Origin of the sequence: Mycobacterium leprae TN, assembly GCF_000195855.1 — a bacterium.
GTDB lineage: Bacteria > Actinomycetota > Actinomycetes > Mycobacteriales > Mycobacteriaceae > Mycobacterium > Mycobacterium leprae.
The window spans coordinates 1613836-1637447 of record NC_002677.1 but is presented as its reverse complement, the minus strand read 5'-3'; the positions used below and the strand labels follow the sequence as shown (position 1 = coordinate 1637447).

The following is a 23612-nucleotide window of genomic DNA, read 5'->3' as shown; positions in this document are numbered from 1 at the left end:
AGGGCCGGTGTACTGATGTTGCACCCCGATCGAATGAATGCCCTTTTCACGTTCCCGGTTTCGTCAACGACCAGAATCGCTGAAGGCGTCAACAACGGAGTAGCGCAAATCATAGCGGGCCACTTCAGTGTCCCACTTCACCCGTAACAGTTAGGTGCTGCAACCCGTCTAGGGTGGCATCGCCTCGGTGCTCGGCAATCGTCCAGCAATTCCGGTCCAGCACAGATAACCATACCCAGCATGAGTCCGCCGGCATGTCGCAACGGCTGATCACGAGCGAAACATAGTGCGATCCGATCGATCATCGCCGAGAACTCAACCCACCACCGATCAAGGTTTACGCCATGAAACCGCATCGTAATTCAGATGTACTCACCAACTCCGAGCAATGCCCCGGTTAACTCCCCCACCAGCACAGAAACGCCAGAGTCCATGGTTCCAATCTACGGCTAAAATGCCAACAGTAAATCAGACTGCTGTGCAATACTTTTAGAAACATCTCACATATACTCGAACCAGCAGTTCACTTTATTTCAATCCACGCTAGCAGAGCCTGAGCAAGTTCGGATTCTCATCCGTAGAACCGTCGCGTCAGAACCGGCACGCTGACTGCCACCATTTGCTCAGTTGCCCTTTGCGGCGCCACGTCCACTGCGCAGATGTCTTCGCTTTGTTCTTCGCGGCCATAGGCGACGAACTTAGACTCGAATGCGGTCGAGCTCCTTGTGCAACGCCGCCCAGGTCGTGCTGGTGCTCGCGGTGAGCCGAATGAGTAGACTGGGCAGCACTTAAATCCGTCGGACAGGCGGCAGGCTGGCTAGAATCGCTTTGCCATTAGCGCAGCAGTACAGCGAGAACGATTCTTCTACCGCACTGCTGGCCTGAAGACGGTGCGGCCCAATGACCTGATCAAAGAAGTTGGCACGATCTCCGTCGAGCATTGACAGGTCCACCGTTTCTTGCAGCTCGCAACACAGCTCCTCAAGAAACGGATGCAGATCCATAACCAGGACCGGTCGCACCGTGCGAACTCTGCGCGCAATCTCCGAGCCAAGCCGAAACCACCCTCGGACCGTACCTGGGACCATCAACCCTTCGTCGTGCAGGGCGTTGAGAATCCGGCTCACGGTGGAAAGCGCCATGCCCAGCCGTTCCGCCGATCACAGCCTGGTTGAGGCTTTTGAAATGAGCCTTTAGCAGCCATAAATAATGTCTCGGCCGGGCGGGTAATCCACATGGATACCGCCCGTGTCATGTTCTTCGACGTTGACACTCATTGAAGATCTCCCAGCGGACCCAGCAGGACTTCCGCAAAAACAGATCGTATGCGACGCCAGCGGCGCGTGTCCCGCGCTAACTTGCCAGCTCGTGTCAGGGAAAAAGCTGGCGCACCATCGTGAGCACATGATCGACGTGGTAGCCATTCTTCCGGTTAAATAGATCTGCACCTGCGGAGCGCCTTCATGATAGGCCTCCGCCGCTGCCTTCACGATCTCCTCCGAGGAGATCGGAAGCCTGGGACTGTCTAGACTAGCCATCGGCCGCAATGGGTCCGGCGGATACAACGGTCTTGGCAACGCTCACACCGACGTGGGCCGGCCCCGCGGCCTTGCTAGCCGCACGATGAATCCGTCACCGCCAACCCAGCACCATGGGAACACCACGAAGGTTACGCGCGGACGCTGACCTTTTCCAGCTCGCAACCAAAGTTCTCGAAGCCGTAGATGGCCTTCGACAAAACCGCCCGGTGGCCCAGCTCCCACTCCGAGAAGTCATCGAGCATCTTATGGCCGACCTCTTCCTCGTATTCGTGCACCGGCCAAGGAAACAAACCATCCAAGTGTTCGCCGAGACAGTGTGGGTCGAGCGAAGTAAGCCATCGGGTGATACAACACCGTGGTGTCAGTACCGAGCGCTTTGACGTCCTTGGTTACGAACCACACTCACCAGCTTCCTTCCAGAATCCCGATAGATATAGATATAGCATGAAAGCCATATACCATAAGGCGCTATACAACGTATTTATGTGGTGTCTCCCGGTGTTGAAAATGACGATGTCGCCGGGCTAGATGTCAGGTGCGACTTTCTCCGAATCCTCGGCGACGTAGTGATTTTCTAGGTCAAGACTAGTCCCCTGGCCATTCCCCTGACTATGTTCTGCAATCACTCGAATTTGGCGTCTTTGCTTATTACACCGACACCAGCACACCGTGACGCCACGGGTGCGCCAGGCCGTAGAACTGCATTTTGCTTCGGCTGCCACTGACAGTCCAGGTGAAAGTCATGGTCTATTTCTTCCTTTCGTTTTTCGTCTCTATTCAACGGCGTTACACAGCTGGACTGACTCGGCCAGCCGCGCGACGGTCTGCTGTATAGGTGGCAATTGAGCCTCAAGATCACTGTTTGTCCGCTAGCCAGATGGACCACAAGCGATGTCGTCAACGACGTCTAGAGAGCCTAAGCTTGGTAGCCCAAAACAACCGACGGCACCCATGATCGATATCGAGCTTCCCTACAAAACAAACTGAACCGCGCCGTCGAGGTCGCGCTGTTCCACAAATCCCTCTACACGGTCTTTAGCATTCGGGACACGCAATGGTAGAGCAGTATTAGACATATAAAATATATAACTAAGATTTAGCGGATCTACAAGTCGAAAGACAGCCATATATCCGACGCGCTTGACAACTAATCGTCAGGTTGTCAACTAAGAAATTACCCGCCTGTGAATGCTTTTGCTTCCTGCAGATAATGCCTGCGCCGCGTCACACCGTCTCGATGATTATTCGTATATGCGTTCGATCTGTACGGTCACACCGACCGAGGTGACTGCCGCCTGCAAAGCAATCGATGCAGCGGTCACGGCGATCCGCGAGTTGACCGTGGACAACCTGGCACCTGCACTTCGGCTAGCGGGTGTTCGAGCATCTGGAGATGAGGCAATGTCAACAGACGATAGTCAGCCACGACATTGTCCAAAGCCTGGACAAAAATGATCTCACCGCCGTCGGACGGTACTGTCCACAGAGTGGTCACTAACTGCTTACGGATCAGCTACGCCGAAGCCCGGCGCAGGCTAAACGACGCTGAGTAACTCACTCCGTAATTTACTATGACCGGCGAGAATTTGCCGCCGGAATTGCCGGCGACGGCACAGGCGTGGCGAGCCAGCGTGTTGTATGGACAGCACCTGCAGTTAATTAGACATTTATGCGTAACCTGCCCGAGGTGGTCCCAGTCTACTAGTCGACCGGGCCAAGCGTTTCCTTGCCGAGCAAGTGTCGAAGCTGCGCACCGATCAACTAGAAAAGTCGCTCAACCGATGCGCGCTGTTGATCAATCCCGACGACAAGTTCTCGAACAGCAACCAAGCCCGACAGCACAGCGTCGTATAGTCAGCTCAGCACCACGACAGGATGAACATAGGCAGGCTGATCGCAAGCCTTGGACTAGCGCGCCAACCTCGACGCCTAGTTGGCCCGATTCGCCGCGTCGGGTATATGAAACCCCGACGATCAAACCGCCTGCTTTGGCGGCGAACCCCACCAAGGAAACCGCGAGAAAGGAGCTGCGCAGCCATGCCCAGCGTCAGTACGACGCACTCAATATCCTAGTCCTGTGCCAGCTAGGCAACCCGAAATTCGGTACACACAACGATTTGCCGGTGATCGTGACCGTGTCTAACTACCCTCACAGAATTGACCTCAACTGCTGGCCACGCGGTAACCGGCAACGGTACGCTGTTGCCCACACGCGACGTCATCCGGATGATCAGACATGCCTATCACTACCTGGTCGTGTTTGACGACCATCAAAGCCGCCCAGTGCATCTCGGACGTTCACGACGAAATCATTTCACCGGATCAGCTCGTGATACTCTAAGCACAAGATCGCGGCTGCACGTTTCCGGGTTGCGCAGCGCTCTGTTGTGTATCTGAGACGATCACTACATGGACGAGTGAGCCGTCAGCGGACTGACTAACATGGCCAAGTTGACATTCTGTTGTCTTCCATATCATGGGTTACACGAAATAGGTTAGAGTACAGGCAAATTCGCAGAAGTAATGACAAGGAATGACCGAGTGAATTTCTTCTCCATGATCACCAATGGTATATGATAACAACGACTTTCACCATCCGGAGCACTAACTTCCGGATGACGGCTCAGCCTAGCGACGATGCAACACAGTTAGCGGCGCTTGAGTCCCCGTTTTTCGCGCACTCGCACATTGATCCGGATCGGACTGCCCTCAAACCCAAACGTCTCACGTAGCCGACGTTCTAGGAAGCGTCGGTAGCAGGCTTCCAGAAAACCAGTCGTGAACAGCACGAACGTCGGCGGTCGAGCAGTCGCCTGGGTAGCGAATAGTATGCGCGGCTGCTTGCCACCGCGCACCGGGGGTGGTGTCGCCGCCACCACTGCCTTAATCCATATGTTCAGCGGGCCGGTCGCAATTCTGGTATCCCACGACGCCAGCGAATTTTCCATCGCCGGCACCAGTTTCTGCACCGCCCGGCCCGTCTTGGCGGAGATATTGACCCGTTGCGCCCAACGCACCTGCACCAGCTCACGATCGATCTCGCGCTCCAGCAGATCGCACCGATCTTCGTCAACTAGATCCCACTTATTGAAGGCCAGCACCAACGCGCGACCAGCATCGATAACCATAGAGAGCACCCGCTGATCTTGTCCCGTTAGCGGCTCCGATGCGTCGATCAGCATGATCACCACTTCGGCCGAATCGATGGCCCCATGAGTGCGCACCGAAGCATAGAATTCGTGCCCGCTTGCCTGACCGACTTTTCGACGCAAACCCGCGGTGTCGACGAAACGCCAGACCCTGCCGCCCATTTCAATAAGTGAGTCCACAGGGTCTACTGTCGTCCCTGCGGCCTCGTGGACTACCGAACGCTGGTCACCTGCCAACTTGTTCAGCAATGAACTCTTGCCCACATTGGGCTTGCCGACGAGCGCCACACGCCGAAGACCGCCGTCAAGCGACGTCGATTCAGCCACGTTGGGCAGTGCGGCCAGCACCTTGTCAAGCAGGTCAGCTACGCCGCGACCATGCATCGCACTGATTGCGTGCGGCTCACCCAGTCCCAGCGACCACAATGCCGACGCGTCCGATTCGCCCTTTTCGCCGTCCACCTTGTTGGCTGCTAAGAATACCAGCTTACCCGAGCGGAGCAAAATCCGAGCTGCGGCTTCGTCGGCGTCAGTGGCCCCGACACCGACGTCAACCACAAGGATCACCGCGTCGGCGGTGCGCATGGCCACCGACGCCTGCTCCGCCACCAGCCGTTTGAGGCCTTTGGCGTCGGGTTCCCATCCTCCGGTGTCCTGTACGACGAACCGACGTCCGGTCCACATTGCATCATAGGAGACTCGGTCGCGAGTCACCCCGGGAACATCCTGCACCACCGCTTCGCGCCGGCCCAGAATTCGGTTAACCAACGTCGATTTGCCGACATTAGGCCTGCCCACCACCGCCACCACCGGCCCGAACTCGGCTAGATCCGAATCGTCAAGTTCCCAGTCGCTTTCGTCACTCCAGGTGCCATCCTGGCTCACCACACCGCCCCACTGCGCTGCTTCACCAAGTCCATTAGGTGGGCGATCACCTCGGCTTCAGCCATCTTGCTGGTGTCAACAATCATGGCGTCTTGAGCCACATACAACGGCGACACCGCCCGGGTGGAGTCGAGATGGTCGCGGCGGCGCACTTCGGCCAACACGCGGTCATAATCGTCGGCCGAACCTGACGCGACATTCTGGTCGTTGCGACGTCGCGCGCGGGTTTCGGGCGATGCCGTCAGAAAGATCTTCACCGGAGCGTCGGGTAATACAACGGTCCCAATATCGCGGCCCTCTACAACGACACTGCCTCGCCCTTCGGCCATCTGTCGCTGCAGATCAACAAGCCGGACGCGCACGGCAGGAATCGCCGACACCGCCGACACCGCCTGGGTGACCTCCTCAGTCCGTATCTCAGATGAAACATCCTCTCCACCAAGGAAATAACGATCATGATCGGAGAGCATCTGCACTTTCCAAACACTCTCCCCAATCGCTGCAGCATCTGCTGGATCAATTCCGGCGCGCAGCACCGCCAATGTCATCATACGGTACATTGCCCCGGTATCTAAGTAGCGCGCCCCCAGCTCACGCGCTAGTCCCCTTGACACGGAAGATTTTCCGGTCCCCGCCGGTCCGTCGATGGCGACAACAATATCGGTCACAGGCCCACCTCTTTATACAGTTGTCTGATCTCATCACGGAGCAAAGCCCGAAGGCAGCCCGGACGCTGATCTCCCAGCGACACCGCACCGATATCGGTGCGGACCAGCATCTCTACAGGGAAGCCTGCAGCTGTCAGTAGCCGACGTACAATGCGCTTACGTCCTTCGTGCAACGTCAACCGCACCAACGTCTTACCTGGGATCGCGTCTACCACCGCGAAATCATCGACATGCGCCGGGCCGTCGTCCAACTCAAGTCCCACGCTTAGCTTCTTACCTAACCCACGCGGAACCGCCCCTTTCACCGTCGCCAAATACGTCTTGGACACCTCATGGGACGGATGCATCAACCGGTGTGCTAACTCGCCATCGTTAGTCAACAAGATCAGCCCTTCGGTATCGGCGTCTAGCCGCCCTACATGAAACAGCTTCTTATTGCCCCGCACCCGGCGCTCGATCAAATCACCGACACAGGGCCGGCCGCGGTCGTCCGACATGGTCGAGTACATGCCGCGCGGCTTGTTCAGCGCCAGATACACCAGCGAGTCGTCGACCACTACCTTGACCCCATCGACCCGAACTACCGAGACATCCGGGTCGACCCGGGTACCCAACTCCCTCACCAGCTGACCGTCCACTTCGACACGGCCTTCGATGATTAGCTTCTCGGCGGCCCGCCGCGACGCAATCCCAGCCCGGGACAATATCTTTTGCAGACGGACCGCCCCAGCACCCCGGTCCATCCTAGAATCGTGGATCTCGACCATCAATCCTGGTTCACATCGAACGACCGTGGCTGCTTAGACACTTTGGCGCCGGTAAGCTTGATGAAACGTGGCTTTTTGTCCAGAAACTCGCTCATGTCTTCGATAGTGTCGACGTCGGGAAGCAGCGGCGCGATGTCGGGAAGCTCGGCAAGTGAGGTCAACCCCAAGCGCTCCAGAAATAGCTCGGTGGTCGCGAACATCACCGCGCCGGAGTCGGGCTCAGGGCCAACCTCGGTGATTAGGCCGCGCGCCAACAAGGTGCGCATGACGGCGTCCACATTGACACCGCGAACCGCGCTCACCCGTGCCCGCGTCACAGGCTGACGGTAGGCGACCACGGCCAGCGTCTCGAGCGCGGCGCGGGTCAGCTTGGTGCGCGCACCATCCAACAGCAGCCTCTCGACGTAGGGTGCATATCGGGCACGGGTGTACAACCTCCACCCCTCAGCCGAGTGCCGCAGATCGATACCGCTGTCGCGTTCGGCGAATTCGTTAACCATCAACCGCAGCTTTGCAGCGATCCGGTCAACAGGTTGCTCGGCGGCCGCAGCTAGTGCCTCGACAGTCACCGGGGTGTCCACCACCAACAACAGCGCTTCCAACACACAACCGAGTTCGTCGGCATCGAGCTTTGACGCCTCAGCTATGTTCGGGATTCCAGAGTCCAGTTCGAGATCGGGCATTTCTTGGGTCAAGCACCGCTCCTCCTCATCGCTGCGCTCTGCATCGTCGCCGACACCAATCATGATTCGTCTCGCACTTCTGCCAAGGCTTCACTGGCTAGTCGTTCCCCGGCCCACGAAACTTGAAGCACACCAAGTGGCTCGGCCTGCTCGAATGCTATCGCCCGGGTCCGATATAATTCGAGCAGAGCAAGGAAGCACCCGACCACCTCGATCGGCTCCCGGCAGTCGGCGACCAACTCAGAAAATGAGGTCCATTGGCCGTTGCCCCGTGCTTCGAGCATCGCCAGCAATCGTTTGGCTTGCTCGGGAACCGAGATTTTCAGCTCGTGCAAGTGCCCGGTGGCCACAATCGGCACTGGCCGGGGGGTGAACGTGAACGCGGCGATCTCAGCAAACCGATCGGCGTCGACGCCGATCATCACCTCGGGAAGCAGGCTGGCGAACCGCTCTTCCAAGAATACCGCGTGTGGATAGCTACGCAGCGCGGTGGCTTCCAACTCGGCGAATATCTGCGCAACGCGCTTGAACGCGCGGTATTGCAGCAGTCGGGCGAACAGCAGATCGCGACCTTCCAGAAGCGCCAGGTCCTCTTCGTCCTCGACCCGCCCGGCTGGTAGCAGCCGGGCGGCCTTGAGATCGATCAGGGTCGCGGCAATCACCAGGAATGCTGTGGTTTCCTCGAGACCCAATTGAGGGCCGAGCCGACGAATGTACGCAATGAAGTCGTCGGTGACCTGGTGCAACGCAACCTCGGTAACATCTAGGCGGTGGGCGCAGATCAAGTGTAGCAACAGATCGAACGGCCCCTCAAAGTTGGTGAGCCGAACCTGGAAGCCGTTCTGGTGTGGAGCCTCACTGTTCACGCGCCGAAGCGGTCGATGAATTCACAGGCCAATGCGCGATAGGCCCTGGCGCCGCCCGATTTCGGTGCCCACGTGGTGATGGGTTCACCCGCGACACTGGTCTCAGGAAACCGGACCGTACGGGTGATCACAGTGTCAAAGACCAGGTCGCCGAACCGTTCTACGACACGTGCCATAACCTCGCGTGCGTTGACAGTGCGCGGGTCATATCGAGTAATCAGGATGCCGCTGATTTCCAACTTCGGGTTGAGCCGATCACGCACCTTGTCTACGGTGTCGGTAAGCAACGCCAGCCCACGCAGCGAGAAGAATTCGCATTCCGTCGGGATAACTACGCCCTCTGCACAAGCCAGTCCGTTAACGGTGAGTAGGCCCAGCGAAGGCTGGCAGTCAATCAGCACATAATCGTAGCGGTCCAGTACCGGGTGCAACGCCCGCGCCAAGGTCTGCTCTCGCCCCACCTCGTTAACCAACTGGATCTCGGCAGCCGACAGGTCGATATTGCTGGGTACCAAATCTAAGTATCTGACCCGTGTGTGGATCAGCACGTCGTCGATCGATACCAGTGGTTCCACCATTAGGTTGTGGATTGTCCGGTCTAGCTCGTAATGCGGTACGCCAAGGCCTGCCGACAGTGCGCCCTGCGGGTCTATATCCACCAGCAGCACCCTCCGGCCGAATTCGGTGAGGGCGGCACCCAGGTTGATCGTCGACGTGGTTTTCCCGACGCCACCCTTCTGGTTGCACATCGCGACGACCTTGGCCGGACCGTGCGAGCTACGCGGCCTGGGTTCTGGGATGGCCCGTGGCGGCCGTCCGGTCAGCCCGATCTCTACAACGCTATCGAGGTGGTCGATCATTGCCGGTAACGACTCATAGGGACAGGCATCACGGTGAGCATCGCAGGAAAGTCTAACGTCTGTACGCGCCCGAGTTTGGAGACCCACAGTGGTAGTGGGGCGGCAATTACGATAATAGCGGCTCTGTCGACCACAGGGAGCCGCCACAGCACCAAGCAGAGAACTATACAGGACACTGTGTGCCGTACCGCACAGCTGCATCAAACCTCATTCTAATCATTGCCTTTCGCAGTAGTAAGGCGATCCCCAATGAACCACGAATTCTTCACTGAAACTATCAATTTCGTGCTCCTCTACTACAACAAGAAAGGTCTATCTCGACGATCTACAAAGCATTACCAACCTGGGCTGGCTACATCGGGGCTCGATCGTGGTTACCTGCAAGGTCATGGTTCCTGACGCACCGAAGTACCGCAAATACATGCGAGGCCAGCAAGGCGCGCTATGGAACACCATCGAGCACAAGACGCACTTCAAATAGCAGACGCTGGCGCCCCAGTCTGGTGATGGAATTCCAAATACCTGGGCTGAAACGCGGAGCTATTTGGCCCTAGGGTGCGCCCCGGCCCACACTTCACGTAACGCCTGGACAGTAACCAACGTGTAGATCTGCGTTGTCGTGACCGAGGCATGACCCATTAACTCCTGCACAACCCGGATGTCGGCGCCACCTTCGAGTAAGTGGGTGGCAAAGGAATGCCGCAACATGTGCGGCGACACACCCGAAGTGATACCGGCATGTTCAGCAGCATCTTGCAGAACTTGCCACGCACTTTGACGCGACAACCGACCTCCGCGCGCATTGAGAAAAATGGCTGGCGTCGCAAGCATTCCAGGACCCCGACGAGCCAGATCGGAGCGTCCACGCACCAGATAGGCATCCAGCGCTTGCACGGCGGGACGCCCCACCGGTACTAGCCGCTGCTTGCCGCCCTTCCCCTGCAACAACACCGTCCTGGCCTGGGTGTCGACATCGTCGACATCAAGCCCAACAGCTTCAGAAATCCGGGATCCGGTAGAGTACAACAACTCCAGCAACGCCCGATTGCGTAGTACCAGCGGTCCGTCGGCCCGACTTTCGCCGCCCACACTCTCCAGCAAAGCCAGCACCTCGTCAACTGTCAAGCTCTTGGGCAACCGACGTCCTGGCGTAGGCGGACGGACAGCTCGCGCAACATCCAGGTCGACCAACCCTTCGGCGACAGCGAACCGATGCAAACCGCGCACTGCGATCAACGCTCGCGCCGCCGACACCGCAGACAGCGCCGCCACCCCGGAATCGGGATCCCCACGGCGCAGCGCCACCAAGAACTCGCTAACATCGTGCTCACCGACCTTGGCCAGATCCTCAATTCCCCGATCTGACAAGTGCTTGGAGTAGCGGATCAGGTCACGGCGATAGGAGCTCAGCGTGTTTGCCGCTATACTGCGCTCGATGATCAGATAGTCGAGGTAGCCCTGCAGCTGTGTCTGAAGCGCGGCCGTCGTCACTGGGTGACCTTTCGGGCCGCAAGCACCGTTTGCTTATCGATCCACTGACTGTTTAGTGAGCGCGATTGCACGAACTCGGTGGTCACCGCATGGGCGGCTAAAATCCCAACAATTGCAATAAAGTTGACAATTTCACCACTGAACACCCGTCGGACTGTCTCGTCGATAGGCGGCCGGAGCATGGTCATGTCGGCCTCTTCATCATCATGCGCTTCGGGTCGGGCTACTTCACTTAATCCGGTGGCTAGATAGATCCTCACCGATTCATCGCTTAAGCCCGGTGCAGTGTTGAAGTCGACCAGCACCTGCCAGATGCTGACTTGCAAGCCGACCTCTTCCTTAAGGCCGCAGACGGTATTCAGATACGGCGGCTCGCCTGCGGCGTCAAGTAAGCCTGCCGGCAGCTCCCACAGCCACGAATCGTACGTGTTGCGGTACCGATAGACCATCGGGATGCTGTTGCCGTCCATCGCTGCGATGGCGACTACACTGCACTGCTCAACGACCTCACGTGCCATGGGTGCGGCCACCGAGCATCGGTACCTGGTCGCGACGCAGCGCAGAAATGTTACCGCGATCCGCCGTTTCGAACGAAGTCGTCTTGAAGACGTGCTCAGCCACGGGCTGCAGGTGCCGGGAACGACCGCTCGACGCCATCTCGATGCTGGTTACTGCTGTTGGGCAAGTGCTCAGAAATTTCCGGGACCGCAGGTATCTCCACAGGGAGCAACTCCGCCGACTTGTAGTCGATGGCCGCCCCGACGAAAGCGACGAACAGTGGATGCGGCCGGGTGGGTCGGCTCTTCAGTTCAGGGTGAGCCTGGGTGCCGACAACGAATGGATGCATGTTGGCCGGATATTCGACGAACTCCACCAGATAACCGTCGGGCGAAGTTCCAGAAATCCGCAGCCCACTTTCGGCGATCCAATCGCGGTAGGCGTTGTTGACTTCGTAGCGGTGCCGGTGTCGCTCGGACACCTGCGTTGTGCCATACGCTTGGGCCACGATCGAAGCCGGTTGCAAAACCGCGGGATAGGCCCCCAGCCGCATCGTGCCGCCGAAATCCGCTTCGCCGGCCACGATCTCTTTTTGATCGGCCATCGTTGAGATCACCGGATCTGGTGTAGCTGGTTCGAATTCGGCCGAGTTCGCTTGCACGAGACCGACCGAGCGGGTGGCCTCGATCACGATACATTGCAAACCCAAGCATAGGCCAAGCACCGGCAGCCCCCGAGCCCGAGCATACCGGATGGCGCCGATTTTTCCTTCGATTCCGCGGATACCGAACCCACCAGGGATCAGCACACCGTGAACGTCGGCCAGCACCGCTGCAGCGCCCGTGGCAGTTTCGCAATCGTCGGAAGCCACCCAAACTACCTCAACCTTGGCGTAATGTTTGAACCCGCCGGCATGTAGCGCTTCGGAGACTGACAGATAGGCGTCGGAAAAGTCAACGTACTTACCTACAAGAGCAATTCGCACAGTCCCGTGAGGCTCGTGAACACGGCGCAGCAAGTCGTCCCACTCGGTCCAGTCCACGTCGCGGAACGGTAGATTGAGTCGGCGCACCACAAAGGCGTCGAGTTCCTCACGATGCAACACTTTGGGTATGTCATAGATCGATGGCGCGTCCGGGGTGGAGATGACTCCATCGATATCAACGTCGCACATCAGCGCAATCTTGTTCTTCAACGATTCGGGAACATCTCGGTCGCAGCGCAGGATCAGGGCATCCGGGGTAATACCGATGCTGCGCAGCGCGGCCACTGAGTGCTGGGTAGGCTTGGTTTTGAGTTCACCCGAAGGCGCCAGGTGAGGCACCAACGACACATGTAGAAAGAAGACGTTCTCCCGGCCAAGGTCGTGACGGACCTGCCGTGCCGCCTCCAAAAAGGGCTGCGATTCGATATCACCCACGGTGCCACCGATTTCGGTAATGACGACGTCTGGGCGGTTGTCTCCGCCGTCGGGCTGGGCCATCGCCATGATGCGCTGCTTGATCTCGTCGGTGATGTGCGGGATCACCTGGACTGTGTCACCGAGATATTCGCCACGCCGTTCTTTGGCGATCACTGTCGAATACACCTGCCCGGTAGTGACATTCGCCGAGCCGGACAGATCGCGATCCAGGAACCGCTCGTAGTGGCCGACGTCGAGGTCAGTCTCGGCGCCATCCTCGGTCACAAAGACCTCCCCGTGCTGGAACGGGTTCATGGTGCCCGGGTCAACATTGAGGTACGGGTCGAGTTTCTGCATTGTCACGTGCAACCCACGAGCGGTCAACAGTTGCCCGAGGCTGCTCGCGGTGAGTCCTTTGCCAAGCGAAGAAGCGACGCCACCGCTGACAAAGAGGTGCTTGGTAGCGGATTGCGGGTGCTTACGCACTAAGACGACCTCCGTGAAGACGGGCAGCGCATATTTTTCCAGGACTCTGCCAAGATGTTTCTGGCCGTTGCCAGCTGGATCTGCCAACTTACGGAAACCCACCTTAACACCCAGCATGCTGTGGCGCGGCAAAACACACCCTACATCACATCGCAGCTACTGGGGTCCGAACCTACTGGGGCACGGTGATCGAGGTAGCCCCGTGTCCGACGCCGTACTGCCCGGTATGGCCGCCACTGAGCAAGTCGTGCAGACCCAGGATCGCGGTGATCCGCCCAGGTTCGGCATCGACGTTATCGACGGTGCTGATCGTGGCGGCCATGCCAGCATCGGCGCGGGCTACCGCCACGGCGGCGACTCCCGTCGCCGAGCCGTCCCGGCCAGCAAGCAGGGTGCCAGAACCATGCGGAGCGAGTGCGGCGGAAAACCGGGCCACGCTGACCCCTTGATTGCCGGCATCTTGGGGTAGTAAACCGCCGGTAATGACTAGCGCGGCGTTCGCCGCCCCCAGGTGATCATTTCGATTGTAGGTCTGGTAAGTGATGAAACCTGTGTCACGCAGTGCCACTAGGACGGTACTGCGCTGAGCATCTCCGACATTGGGGACGGCCGGGTTAGCGTTGACCAGCAATGTGATCCCCAGCAGGTCGCCAGCCTGCGAACCTTGGTCGACGAGCTTGGTGCTCAACTGTGCACCGGCTGGCAGAATCGACGAATTCACGACGCTGCGAAGCTTTTCCGTGGAGTTGGCATCGACAAATTCCTGCGTCAGCGACACCGTTCCGGTGACCGTCCCGCCGGCCTGGACCACGATTTTCGACACCGCCGCGACATCGTCATCTTTTGCATCCGGAGTGCGGAAGACCACCACCGACGTGCCCCCAAGCACGTCGTGCACGATCCGACCTAGTAGCTGGTTATCGAAGTTATTTGCTGCACTGACTTTCTCGTTCAGCATGTTCTTCTGGTCGTTGAGCCCACTGATCTGCGTGTATAGGTCCCGCTTCTCGTCACGCAGACTGGACAACAAAGTGTCTGACAAAAATCCGGAACCCAGTACAACTCCCACGGCCAACGCCAAGAAGACTGCAGCCAGGGAGAACGCATGTTGGCGTAACGAGATCATGAGTGCACGTACCTCGGGAAATTAGGCGATCAGGCGCTGTATCCAAAGGGAAAAGCGGTTCCAGTAGTCGATAACCCCGTGCAGCACTACACCATCGGTGCGTGATACCCACAACGCGACGATGACTGCGATCAACATGATCAACGCCAGCAACGCAATAGCTCCAAACGAAATATGGTTACGATAGAGGGTGGCGACTGCTTTGGCGTCCACTAGCTTTTCCCCCACCCGCAACCTAGTAAGAAAGGTCGATGGGTTGCTCTGCGTACGTGTGCGGTCGAAGAACGTCTCGATATTAGCAGTATGGCCGGCCGTGACCAGCAGTGCCGCGCCATGATGATCGGCCAGCAGTAGTGCCAAATCGGTGGCCGAGCCAGCGGCTGGAAACGTCATCGCCCCGACCCCAAGATCCTGAATTCTTTCCAGACCAGGCGCGTGTCCGTCAGCGTCAGCAGGCAACACCACGTGAGCACCGCACCTAAGTGCTTCAGTGCTGATCTGCTCGGGGTCACCGACGATGAGTTGTGGACGATAGCCGGCCTTTCGCAACACATCCGCACCGCCGCTGACGCCAACCAACACCGGCTGGTACTCCTTGATGAATGGCTTGAGAGATTTCAGATCATCGGCGGCGCTAGGCTCGTCGGCAACAATTACCACATGCCGGCGGCGCAGGTCGACGTCGATGTCGGGGATGCCAATGCCGTCGATCAACAACGGGCTTTCACTTTTGATGAATTCAATGGTGTTGCCGGCGAAGGCTTCCAAGTGGGTGGCTAGCCCGCTTTTGGCTTCCCGCATCAGATCGGCAATGTCATGGTCTGTGCGCTCGGTGCCGCAGATCAATCGGCGGTCGCCGGAGTACACGCCGCCTTCATGAAGGCGAATCTTGGCACCGTCCTTGATTTTTTTGAAGACTTCCGGTCCGGTTTCGTCGATCAGCGTGACTCCGTTATTGACCAAAACCTCTGGACCCAGATTCGGGTAACGGCCCGAGACCGACGGCGATGCGTTAACGACGGCAACGATATCGGCCTCCACCAATGCGTCAGCTGTGATCCGATCCAGATCCAGGACGTCGAGGACCACAATGTCGCCGGGGCAGATTCTACGTAGCAATCGGTCGATATTCCGATCAACTCGAGCGGTCCCAACCAACCCCGGCCGGGAGTTATTGCGGGAAAGCAGTGCTGACATCCTCATAGGGCAATCCTGGCGGTCAAGTGCGGCTGAGCCTAGGAGACGCGCCGTAATATTAGTATCAGAAGTTTCTGCAGTAACATCTATCACAAGATAGTAACGATTTGATCGCACAAACGTCCGCAGATGTACAGGTTTTGCGGCGTGTCGGGGTACGGACACGATCGCTCGCAGCAGCGCGGACCAAATTAGCTCTTATCTTTCCGCGCGGCATCGAGCAGTTCACGGGCGTGCGCGCGGCCACTATCAGACTCACCGAGCCCCGCCAGCATCCGCGCCAACTCGGCCACCCTATCGTCGCCGGCCAGACGACGCACGTCGCTGGCGCCGTCAAGCCCGGCACTGTGCACCACCAGATGGACATCAGCATAGGCGGCAACCTGTGGCAAATGCGTCACCACAATGACCTGGTGGGTACGGGCCAACCGCGCCAACCTACGCCCGATCTGCACTGCGGCCCTGCCGCCGACGCCGACATCAACCTCATCGAACACCATCGTGGTACCCGCCGCCGAAGTAGCTAACACTACCTCTAGAGCGAGCATCACCCGAGATAGCTCACCGCCAGAGGCGCTTTTCGCCAGCGGCAGCACCGTCATACCGCGGTGCGCAGCAAAGCCAAACTCGACCTGGTCGACACCATCAGCGCCGGCTCGGGCCACTCCGCCCGAGGGCAGCGTGACGGCAGCGGAGCGCTTATAGTCGGTCAAAGGTATGAGATCGGTAGTCACGCTAATGGTGAATTCCGCATCGACCATCGCCAAGGCAGACAGCTCCGCGGTCACCTCTTTGGCCAGTCTATTGGCTGCATCGCGTCGAAGCTTGCTGAGATCGACTGCGGCTTGCGATAATTGGCGTTCCAACTCATCGACACGAGATTCAACGCCGGCCAACCTTTCATAGGAGACGTCAAGTTGCTCCAGCCGTTCGCGTGACTCCCTTGCCCACTGCAACACGCCATCGATATCCGCGGCGTACTTGCGAGTCAGTGTGCACAGTTCGGCTTGCCGAACCAGCTTGGACTCTAGTGCGCTAGCATCGACCGGCAGTTCCTCCAGATACTCGCCGAGCTCGCGACCCACTTCGACAACCACCGTCAGCACTTCGCCGACTTGGTCGGCGAACGCCCGCAACGTTGCGTCATCGGTCGATTCCAACGCAGCCTTCGCCTGTCCCATACAAGCAACAGCATTCGAGCCTGACACGTCCATATCGTCAAGCGCCCCGGATAACGCCGCGCGCGCATTAACCGCGACTTCACGCAGCATGTCCAGTTCGGAGAGCCGAACGATGTCAGCGACCAACGCGTTGTCCTCGCCCGGTTGCGGGTCAACGCTATCGATCTCGCTCAGCGCGAATTTCAGCCGATCCGCCTCCTGGACAAGTTCCCGAATCCGATTGCGGCGATCTATGAGATCGCTCCGCGCCAACAACCAGGCATCACGCAGCTCGCGGTAGCGCTCACAACTGGGGCCTGCAGCCGCGTAACGGTCTAGCGCAGCGCGTTGCTCCTCAGGCCGCACCAACCGCAGCTGATCGTTTTGCCCGTGCAAGGCAAGCAACTCAGTGGTGAAACTGCCCAGTGACTTGGCCGGCACGCTGCGACCACCGAGATAGGAGCGAGAAGGCCCGTCGCGGCTGACCGAGCGCAGCACGATCACGCTGCCATCCTCATCGCGCTCTGATCCCGACGCGTTAAGTATCCCGTCAAGCTGCGCGACTACAACATCGTCTAGGTCGGTCGTCGTGAACCGGCCTTCGACAACAGCACGGTTAGCTCCTGATCGGACACGGCTTGCGTCGGCGCGAGCCCCGCCGAGCAGATGCAGCCCCGTCACCACCATGGTCTTGCCAGTACCGGTTTCGCCGGTCAGTACAGTCAGGCCCCGATCGAACTCAGCTGTCGCAACGCTGATAGCGCCCAACGACTCGATTCGTATTTCCGTCAACATTCAGTGCGCACCAGGCAACGCCATCACTTCCCGCGCCAACCGGTCACCGGCAACCGGAATTTGCTCACCAAGCGGTCAGTGAACGGCGCGCTATCTAGGCGCGCCCATTTCACTGGTGTGGCACAGCGAGTCACCTCGAGCCGTCCGCCGGCCGGTATAATCATTTCGCGGCGACCGTCGCAGAACACCAGTGCGTCGTTGCCGTTGGCCTCTAGCTCAATTGCCACGGTAGCATCGGGGCTGGTGACCATCGGCCGGCCGAACAGAGCATGAGCGTTGTTGGGGACCACCAGGATAGCTTCGAGATCCGGCCATAGCACCGGACCACCTGCCGAGAACGCATAGGCGGTGGATCCCGTGGGGGTCGATACCAACACCCCGTCGCAACCGAACGTGGACACTGGCCGCCCTTCGATTTCGACGACCACCCCGAGCACACCCAGCCGCGGACCCTTTTCCAAGCTGGCTTCGTTAAGTGCCCACCCCTGATCGATGATGTTCCCGCCTTGGCGTACCACGATGTCGAGTGTTAAGCGCTCCTCCACGCGGTAGCTCCGCGCGATGACGTGCTCCAGCACAACGTCAATAGCCTCCGCTTCGGCCTCCGCTAAAAAGCCGATCCGTCCCAGGTTGACACCCAACACTGGGATGCGGGCGGTGCGAGCCAGCTCAGCGGCACGTAAGAAGGTGCCATCACCACCTAGCACCAGCACCAGTTCGCAACCCTGGGCAACGTGCGGGTCAGCGTCAACCACCTCGATATCAACACCCATTGCACGCATATTGTCGAGAGCAAGATGCAGCGATCCCCTATCGACCGCCTCAGCAGATAACACCCGAAGTGCAATTCCATTGTCGCCCACAATTTTCTTTACACGCCGAGCCGTCTCGGTTGCTTCGTCACGTCCGGTGTGGACGACCAGCAACACAGTCCGTTGCGCCGCCTTGCGAGGAGTCACTGCGGGCCTTCTGCGATGGCACGTTGCACGGCTGCCTCCAGCCCATCGGTCGAGAGCTCCAGATCGGTCTGAGCGCGTAGCCACAGGAAGTATTCGACGTTGCCTGACAGACCCGGTAGCGAGCTGGCAGTCACATCCATGGTGCGCCATCCGAGCTCTGTCGCACGACGCGCGACGGCCAGAACCGAATCTGCTCGAAGCCGCAGGTCGCGAACCACCCCGCCGGGACCCACCTGACCCTTGCCCACCTCAAACTGCGGCTTCACCATGGGAACGATATCCGCGCTCGGTAATGCGCAGCCAGCCAGCGCCGACAAGACGGTGGCTAATGAAATGAACGACAGGTCAGCCACCACCAAATCAACCGGCCCGCCGATCAGCTCGGGTGACAAGTCGTGCACATTGGTCCGTTCGACAACGATCACGCGCGGATCGCAGCGCACCGACCAGGCCAGCTGACCGTACCCCACATCCACAGCTACCACCTCGGCGGCCCCGCGATCCAGCAGAACTTCAGTAAATCCACCCGTGGACGCGCCAGCGTCAAGGCAGCAACGCCCCGCGACCGGGATCCCGAAAGTGTCAAGCGCACCCATAAGTTTGTGCGCTCCGCGCGACACCCAACTACGCTCACCATCGTCCGCGACGGTCAAGACCGTGGTTATGGCCACGGCGGTGCTCGGCTTGACCGCCGGCAAACCGTCGATGCTAACCTTACCGGCGCTTATCAATTTCGCGGCCTGTTGACGGGACCGCGCAAGGCCACGTCGGACCAGCTCAACATCAACGCGGACACGTCGGGCCACGATGCAGTCAACCCTTCTCCGCTGACTCTAGAGCCTGCAACAGCACGGAATGCACCTCGGAAAAACGGAGCGCTACCTCTTCGAGCTGGGCAAGAGATAGCCCGCTTACCGAGTCTTCTAAGTCGGCGAAGTCAGGCAGCTGGGCAAGCAGGGCATCGATTTCGGCGCGAATCTGATCAGGATCGATAGTCATTGCGTTCCTACGCTAGTAACCGTCTCATCGTGCCACACAAGGGACCAGTGATGTAACGCGTCGCGAGCCGGTCGTCGCCGGCCTCGATGCGCAACAGGCATCTCTTTAAATGCACATCCCGTACCGCGCTGACTATGACGACACGAACCGTGGGAGACCCCATCCATATCCCCGGCGGTTGCCATTGCCGTTGACCGTTTACCGACCCGTCGTCGATGTCTGTCGACACGGTAAACCGAGCACAGCCCCACCACGAGACAATTGGCGAAGCCGGCATAGTGAACGCAAGTCGTGCCCGGATGGGCCTATGAGCAATTTTAGCGTACACTACATCCCACCGAGTGTTAACCCCGGTGAGCACCATCAAACTGGGCAACTACGCGGTATAACGTCCTCGATGTCGATGTCCAACTTGTCACCGGCCGCCAAGGGCGCGCGGAAAGCGCCCCGTGGCCACCGCATCGGTCAGCAATCTGGGTGCTGGCTTGCCCGCCACCCGGGAGGGTACACCGGTGGCCGTCTGCAGGACGGCCACCATAGAGCTGTTACCGGGCAGCAGGCTTCGCTAGGTGAACAGAAGGGGTGCCCCCATGTTGGCTGCCACGCATTGGACACCGTCCAGGATGGCCAACGTGACTCAGCAAGATCGGGCCAACCGGTGGTTAGGCGAGTGCCCGTGGACAACGACGACGGGTTTGTCCTCCCACCGTCGGAGTTCACGCAGCCCGACGGCGACAATTTCATTGGTTTCATTGGTCAGCGAGTCGGTGCCCACGATTAGCGTAGCGCCGGCGAACCCGGCGGTAACTTCTTGGCTAGCAGGTGGACCGCGCTCTGGGCACTGGTCACCACGTCAGTCACCGATGACGGTAAAGCCGAGTTCGTGCAGGTAAACCGCAACCTCATCAGCGCTACGGTACGCGTTGCTTCAGTGGCAAACAGTGGTGTGACTTACCACCTCACCTAACGACTGCACCGCACCGTCGGTGAACTGACGGCCGAGAAACACCGTGCCGTCCAGATTGATTCAGTAAACAGCCATGTTTACTGAATCAATATTTAAAATTGTTAGTATATCATTTTTTATCAGCTTGTCATTTTAGCCCAGCTCGCTTACCCGATCTTCGGCGTCGATGACATCTTCGACAGCAACGATCGCGGACAGTATGGAACCAGTGCATCGCTTCGTCGCCGCGACCGGGTACTAGCAACGTGTCGGCGTAAGCGTAGAATGACCGCGAAGCCGTGGTGCCGATATGGCCCGAGTCCAGCTACAACATGAACAACACCGTCAGCGCTTGCTCAAGCTGTCCAAGACCGGCTCACGCACCGGTGAAGATATTCAAACTCGTCAGCGTCATCGTCACCGAGCTGGGCGGCGTCGGGCTCAGAGCTAACTCGATCGCCTACTGTGGACGGCCAAGGTCACGTCCGCAATCAGCAATCAACGCAGACTTACTGCCCATTCTGCGGGCAGCGTGCAACTCGGCCAATGCATGGGCCCAACCGCCGTACTGTTAGGAGGCGATTTCGACAGCCGCGCAAATCGCGGCGATCCTGCTGGCGTGGGCTCGAGCCGGCGGGCATGGCTTAGGGCGGCTTCCGGATCGCCGCCGGGGGCAGTGCCTTGCGGCTGGACTGGACACGTACGATCCGGGCCTGACCGGGAAACCTCCCACCTCCCGCTCGCCAGGTGGTCTGCCCTGCTGCACGTCGCCGGATTCCGGGCACGGTCGGTCGCGCACCCCTGCAACCATGCCTGTTCGCCGACCATGCTTATAATTCACCTCAAAACGCTTCTGAGATTTTGCCCTAGAGGTTATGTGCAAAGGCTCCGCAATTACGCATGGGTTACCACCACTGTACACACGCCTCGGGACAGATTTGCCGCTGAGCATTGGTAGTCCCGCTATGGTTAACCTGATTTCTCTACAATCATTTACACTCACAGCCTATTGAGCATGAGCTGTGCACCTTTGTTGTACAAAAGCACATAAAAACAGTGATTGACATGAGCTTATACCTACAACACAACAAGATACATTTTGCACACTAGCGCGTTTTGGTACCGCGCTACGCGCGTGATCACTAAACCATTATGGAGCCGACGGAGATTATCGGTTCATACTAAAAGAAAGACAGTCACCAATTGCAGGCCGGACGGCCATGGGTGTATGTGGGAAATTCTGTGGGATTGTCCTCAATCGGATGATAAATTGATCCCTCGATGCGGGACTCGAATTTCTTTCTGTACCCCAGCAATTTGTGGGATAGCAGCCCAGTGGAAAAACCCGAAAACTATGCCTCGAGAAGGACATCAGCAGAATCTCTATCCCACTCAATGTGTCGCGGGATAGAGATTGGAGGCATCGACCACTTTGATAGAGTGCGAGTTCGATATTGTGCACACCTCCCAGTTGATATATAGAACCCAGCGGGGGTCTCCTAGCCCCCTCACCCCAATTTTAGATGCCTCCCCACTGAATCTCATCTCCACGACAACAACGATTAATCGCTCGGAGAAACTCTGTAATCTTCTAACGCGCCAACGCCAACTCAGTTAACGTAACTTACTACTTCGAAATTCCACCGATTCGACGCCACGGAGCCAATGTGGACAAATTGGCTACATTGGCCAGCAGGGGTATTGGGGAATGGCGACTCCACGCTAATTGCCCACTGATCGGGCACCCACAGCATCATCTCCCCAAGCAAACCTGGCTGGCCGTTCAACTTCTGCTGAAAACTGCTGGCATCACCAGCGTCTCCGACTGAGCCTAGCTCGACGATCTCGGAATTCCCTCTACGCAAGCCGTACGACCCATCTCATACCAAACCTTGTTGGTCAGTCGTTGATATGTGACTTAGCCAACGGCTGCGTTCCAGTCGTGAAGGTCATCGATAACGACCCTACTTAATTTAATTATCTTCGCTCTCATGGCTGCTCCAAGTCCCGCTCGAAGAGTCGAGCATGATCACCCAGCTACAGATCATCGTCGCAGCGAATCCCACTGTTCAATGTCGCCGACATCCGAGCTACTGTTACCAATCACGAAGTGGTGACACAGATTGTGTTCGGACGAGCATTGTCGTACAGCTTGCAGCCTGACGACAATGCTCGTCATCGACAGGCTCTTATCTATCTCGGTAGCCTATCAGTGCGGCAAAGGGAATTGCTGGCCCTGATCGCCGGCGGAGTGGGAGTGGTCGATTCTGTTAGCATTGGGTGTGTTACGCACCGCTGAGTTGTATACGTTTGGGCTGCAGGGCTACAGCTTAAGTCTACGAGGGATACTATAGACAGGTTGATAGAAGCCGACGACGAGGTAGGCATGATGCATGGAGATTCCGAAGACAGGTATTTAAAGTGTTAGTCGATGCGGTGGAAATATCCGTCGAACAGTGGCGCAGACCGTCAATTTCTAGTATTACTTTCAGCCCTTTGGCCGGCAAGCTTATCGAAATGGCTCGCACCATACCGTTCACCATACAGACTTGGAACAGTCTACTAGACTTTGTCGGCGCCGATATAGCCGCCAGCCTGGCCAACCAGCTACGATCGGTGTGGGGCGACATTGAAACACGCTGATGCAGTGCTTGCCCTGTATGCGATCGTCAGTGGTCAGGGGGCGGTCGCGGTGCGAACCGGTCACCTCCGACGGTCTGATCGGAACGGTGACGCCAACGGTGGGCCCCACCAACTCTCGTTGCCATAGCAACCCCCGACAGGGGCGAATCCCTTGTCGATATCGTCGACGTGGATGTCTGGTCAATGCTGAACTTATGCACGACTGACCGGCCAGCCTACTCGCCTGCGCTAGAGCAGGCTGCTGCTTGATACTGACCACTGAAGTACCCCGCCGACGAGCCCGGCATAGTTCGCTAACGCACTTACCAAGCCGTCACCAAAAGATAACCGCCGACCGCTACCAACGTACGCTGGCAATGGTTGTTCACCACCATGCGCTGGCCACCGGCATTATCGACGAATCTCAGCTTTCCCGAAACCGTCAGGGCGCAGTGGTTCACAACCGAGAAAAACATAGAGCCTGGCCGACGACCCCGTTGAGATCTCGACAC

17 protein-coding genes and 6 pseudogenes are annotated in these 23612 nt (G+C 58.3%); 5 read left to right on the top strand and 18 right to left on the bottom strand.

Annotated elements, in window-relative coordinates:
- Positions 1–500 precede the first annotated feature (500 nt).
- Positions 501–1277: pseudogene (locus tag ML_RS18005) on the bottom strand (IclR family transcriptional regulator).
- Positions 1278–1669: 392 nt separating this feature from the next.
- Complete coding sequence (locus ML_RS06910) at positions 1670–1840, bottom strand: hypothetical protein (protein WP_156511863.1); 171 nt, start codon at positions 1838–1840, stop codon at positions 1670–1672.
- A 1414-nt stretch (positions 1841–3254) separates the two neighbouring features.
- Here ML_RS06910 and ML_RS18960 point away from each other — a divergent pair.
- Positions 3255–3395: pseudogene (locus tag ML_RS18960) on the top strand (hypothetical protein); the annotation flags it as partial.
- 300 nt (positions 3396–3695) lie between these two features.
- Positions 3696–3938: pseudogene (locus ML_RS18955) on the top strand (DUF222 domain-containing protein); the annotation flags it as partial.
- Between the two features lie 251 nt (positions 3939–4189).
- Here the strand turns inward: ML_RS18955 and der are convergent.
- The 6 genes from der to ML_RS06875 are packed head-to-tail and all read right to left on the bottom strand — an operon-like array spanning position 4190 to position 9419.
- Positions 4190–5575, bottom strand: coding sequence for a ribosome biogenesis GTPase Der (der, locus tag ML_RS06900; protein ID WP_041323845.1), 1386 nt, complete (start codon positions 5573–5575; stop codon positions 4190–4192).
- On the bottom strand, positions 5572–6243 hold the full coding sequence (gene cmk, locus ML_RS06895) for a (d)CMP kinase (protein ID WP_010908300.1): 672 nt from the start codon (positions 6241–6243) through the stop codon (positions 5572–5574). Before cmk ends, der begins: the two co-directional genes overlap by 4 nt.
- A complete protein-coding gene (locus tag ML_RS06890) occupies positions 6240–6986 on the bottom strand; it encodes a pseudouridine synthase (RefSeq protein ID WP_414085543.1) in 747 nt (248 codons plus the stop codon). The genes cmk and ML_RS06890 overlap by 4 nt, the downstream gene beginning before the upstream one ends.
- 23 nt (positions 6987–7009) lie before the next feature.
- The gene (scpB, locus tag ML_RS06885) at positions 7010–7693 is read right to left on the bottom strand and encodes an SMC-Scp complex subunit ScpB (protein WP_414085557.1); all 684 of its coding nucleotides are present in this window, start codon (positions 7691–7693) and stop codon (positions 7010–7012) included.
- Between the two features lie 59 nt (positions 7694–7752).
- Positions 7753–8580 carry a segregation/condensation protein A gene (locus ML_RS06880; RefSeq protein ID WP_231846791.1) on the bottom strand — a complete coding sequence of 276 codons (828 nt, stop codon included), beginning with the start codon at positions 8578–8580 and terminating at the stop codon, positions 7753–7755.
- Entirely contained in the window at positions 8556–9419 is an 864-nt protein-coding gene (locus ML_RS06875) for a ParA family protein (RefSeq protein WP_010908296.1), read from the bottom strand. The genes ML_RS06880 and ML_RS06875 overlap by 25 nt, the downstream gene beginning before the upstream one ends.
- A gap of 304 nt (positions 9420–9723) precedes the next feature.
- Between ML_RS06875 and ML_RS18950 the strand changes: the two are divergent.
- Positions 9724–9900: pseudogene (locus tag ML_RS18950) on the top strand (O-methyltransferase); the annotation flags it as partial.
- 59 nt (positions 9901–9959) lie between these two features.
- Here ML_RS18950 and xerD read toward each other — a convergent pair.
- From xerD to ML_RS19865, 10 genes and pseudogenes are all read right to left on the bottom strand, one after another.
- Entirely contained in the window at positions 9960–10910 is a 951-nt protein-coding gene (gene xerD, locus ML_RS06870) for a site-specific tyrosine recombinase XerD (RefSeq protein ID WP_010908295.1), read from the bottom strand.
- Positions 10907–11531, bottom strand: a pseudogene (locus tag ML_RS06865) (NUDIX hydrolase). Before ML_RS06865 ends, xerD begins: the two are co-directional and overlap by 4 nt.
- On the bottom strand, positions 11524–13296 hold the full coding sequence (locus tag ML_RS06860) for a CTP synthase (RefSeq protein WP_010908294.1): 1773 nt from the start codon (positions 13294–13296) through the stop codon (positions 11524–11526). Before ML_RS06860 ends, ML_RS06865 begins: the two are co-directional and overlap by 8 nt.
- 172 nt (positions 13297–13468) lie before the next feature.
- On the bottom strand, positions 13469–14422 hold the full coding sequence (locus ML_RS06855; protein WP_010908293.1) for a copper transporter: 954 nt from the start codon (positions 14420–14422) through the stop codon (positions 13469–13471).
- A 21-nt stretch (positions 14423–14443) separates the two neighbouring features.
- Positions 14444–15625, bottom strand: coding sequence for a putative cytokinetic ring protein SteA (gene steA, locus ML_RS06850; protein ID WP_010908292.1), 1182 nt, complete (start codon positions 15623–15625; stop codon positions 14444–14446).
- Between the two features lie 185 nt (positions 15626–15810).
- The gene (gene recN / locus ML_RS06845; protein WP_010908291.1) at positions 15811–17574 is read right to left on the bottom strand and encodes a DNA repair protein RecN; all 1764 of its coding nucleotides are present in this window, start codon (positions 17572–17574) and stop codon (positions 15811–15813) included.
- A 23-nt stretch (positions 17575–17597) separates the two neighbouring features.
- Positions 17598–18533 (bottom strand): NAD kinase, encoded by a 936-nt coding sequence (locus ML_RS06840; RefSeq protein WP_010908290.1) that lies wholly within the window; start codon positions 18531–18533, stop codon positions 17598–17600.
- A complete protein-coding gene (locus ML_RS06835; protein WP_010908289.1) occupies positions 18530–19339 on the bottom strand; it encodes a TlyA family RNA methyltransferase in 810 nt (269 codons plus the stop codon). The genes ML_RS06840 and ML_RS06835 overlap by 4 nt, the downstream gene beginning before the upstream one ends.
- Positions 19340–19346: 7 nt before the next feature.
- The gene (locus ML_RS06830; RefSeq protein WP_010908288.1) at positions 19347–19532 is read right to left on the bottom strand and encodes a hypothetical protein; all 186 of its coding nucleotides are present in this window, start codon (positions 19530–19532) and stop codon (positions 19347–19349) included.
- Positions 19529–19626 (bottom strand): annotated as a pseudogene (locus tag ML_RS19865) (hypothetical protein); the annotation flags it as partial. The pseudogene ML_RS19865 and the gene ML_RS06830, both read right to left, overlap by 4 nt.
- Positions 19627–19839: 213 nt before the next feature.
- Between ML_RS19865 and ML_RS19860 the strand changes: the two are divergent.
- On the top strand, positions 19840–20313 hold the full coding sequence (locus tag ML_RS19860) for a hypothetical protein (RefSeq protein WP_156511864.1): 474 nt from the start codon (positions 19840–19842) through the stop codon (positions 20311–20313).
- A gap of 30 nt (positions 20314–20343) precedes the next feature.
- Positions 20344–20499 (top strand): hypothetical protein, encoded by a 156-nt coding sequence (locus ML_RS19855; RefSeq protein WP_156511865.1) that lies wholly within the window; start codon positions 20344–20346, stop codon positions 20497–20499.
- Positions 20500–23612: the final 3113 nt, after the last annotated feature.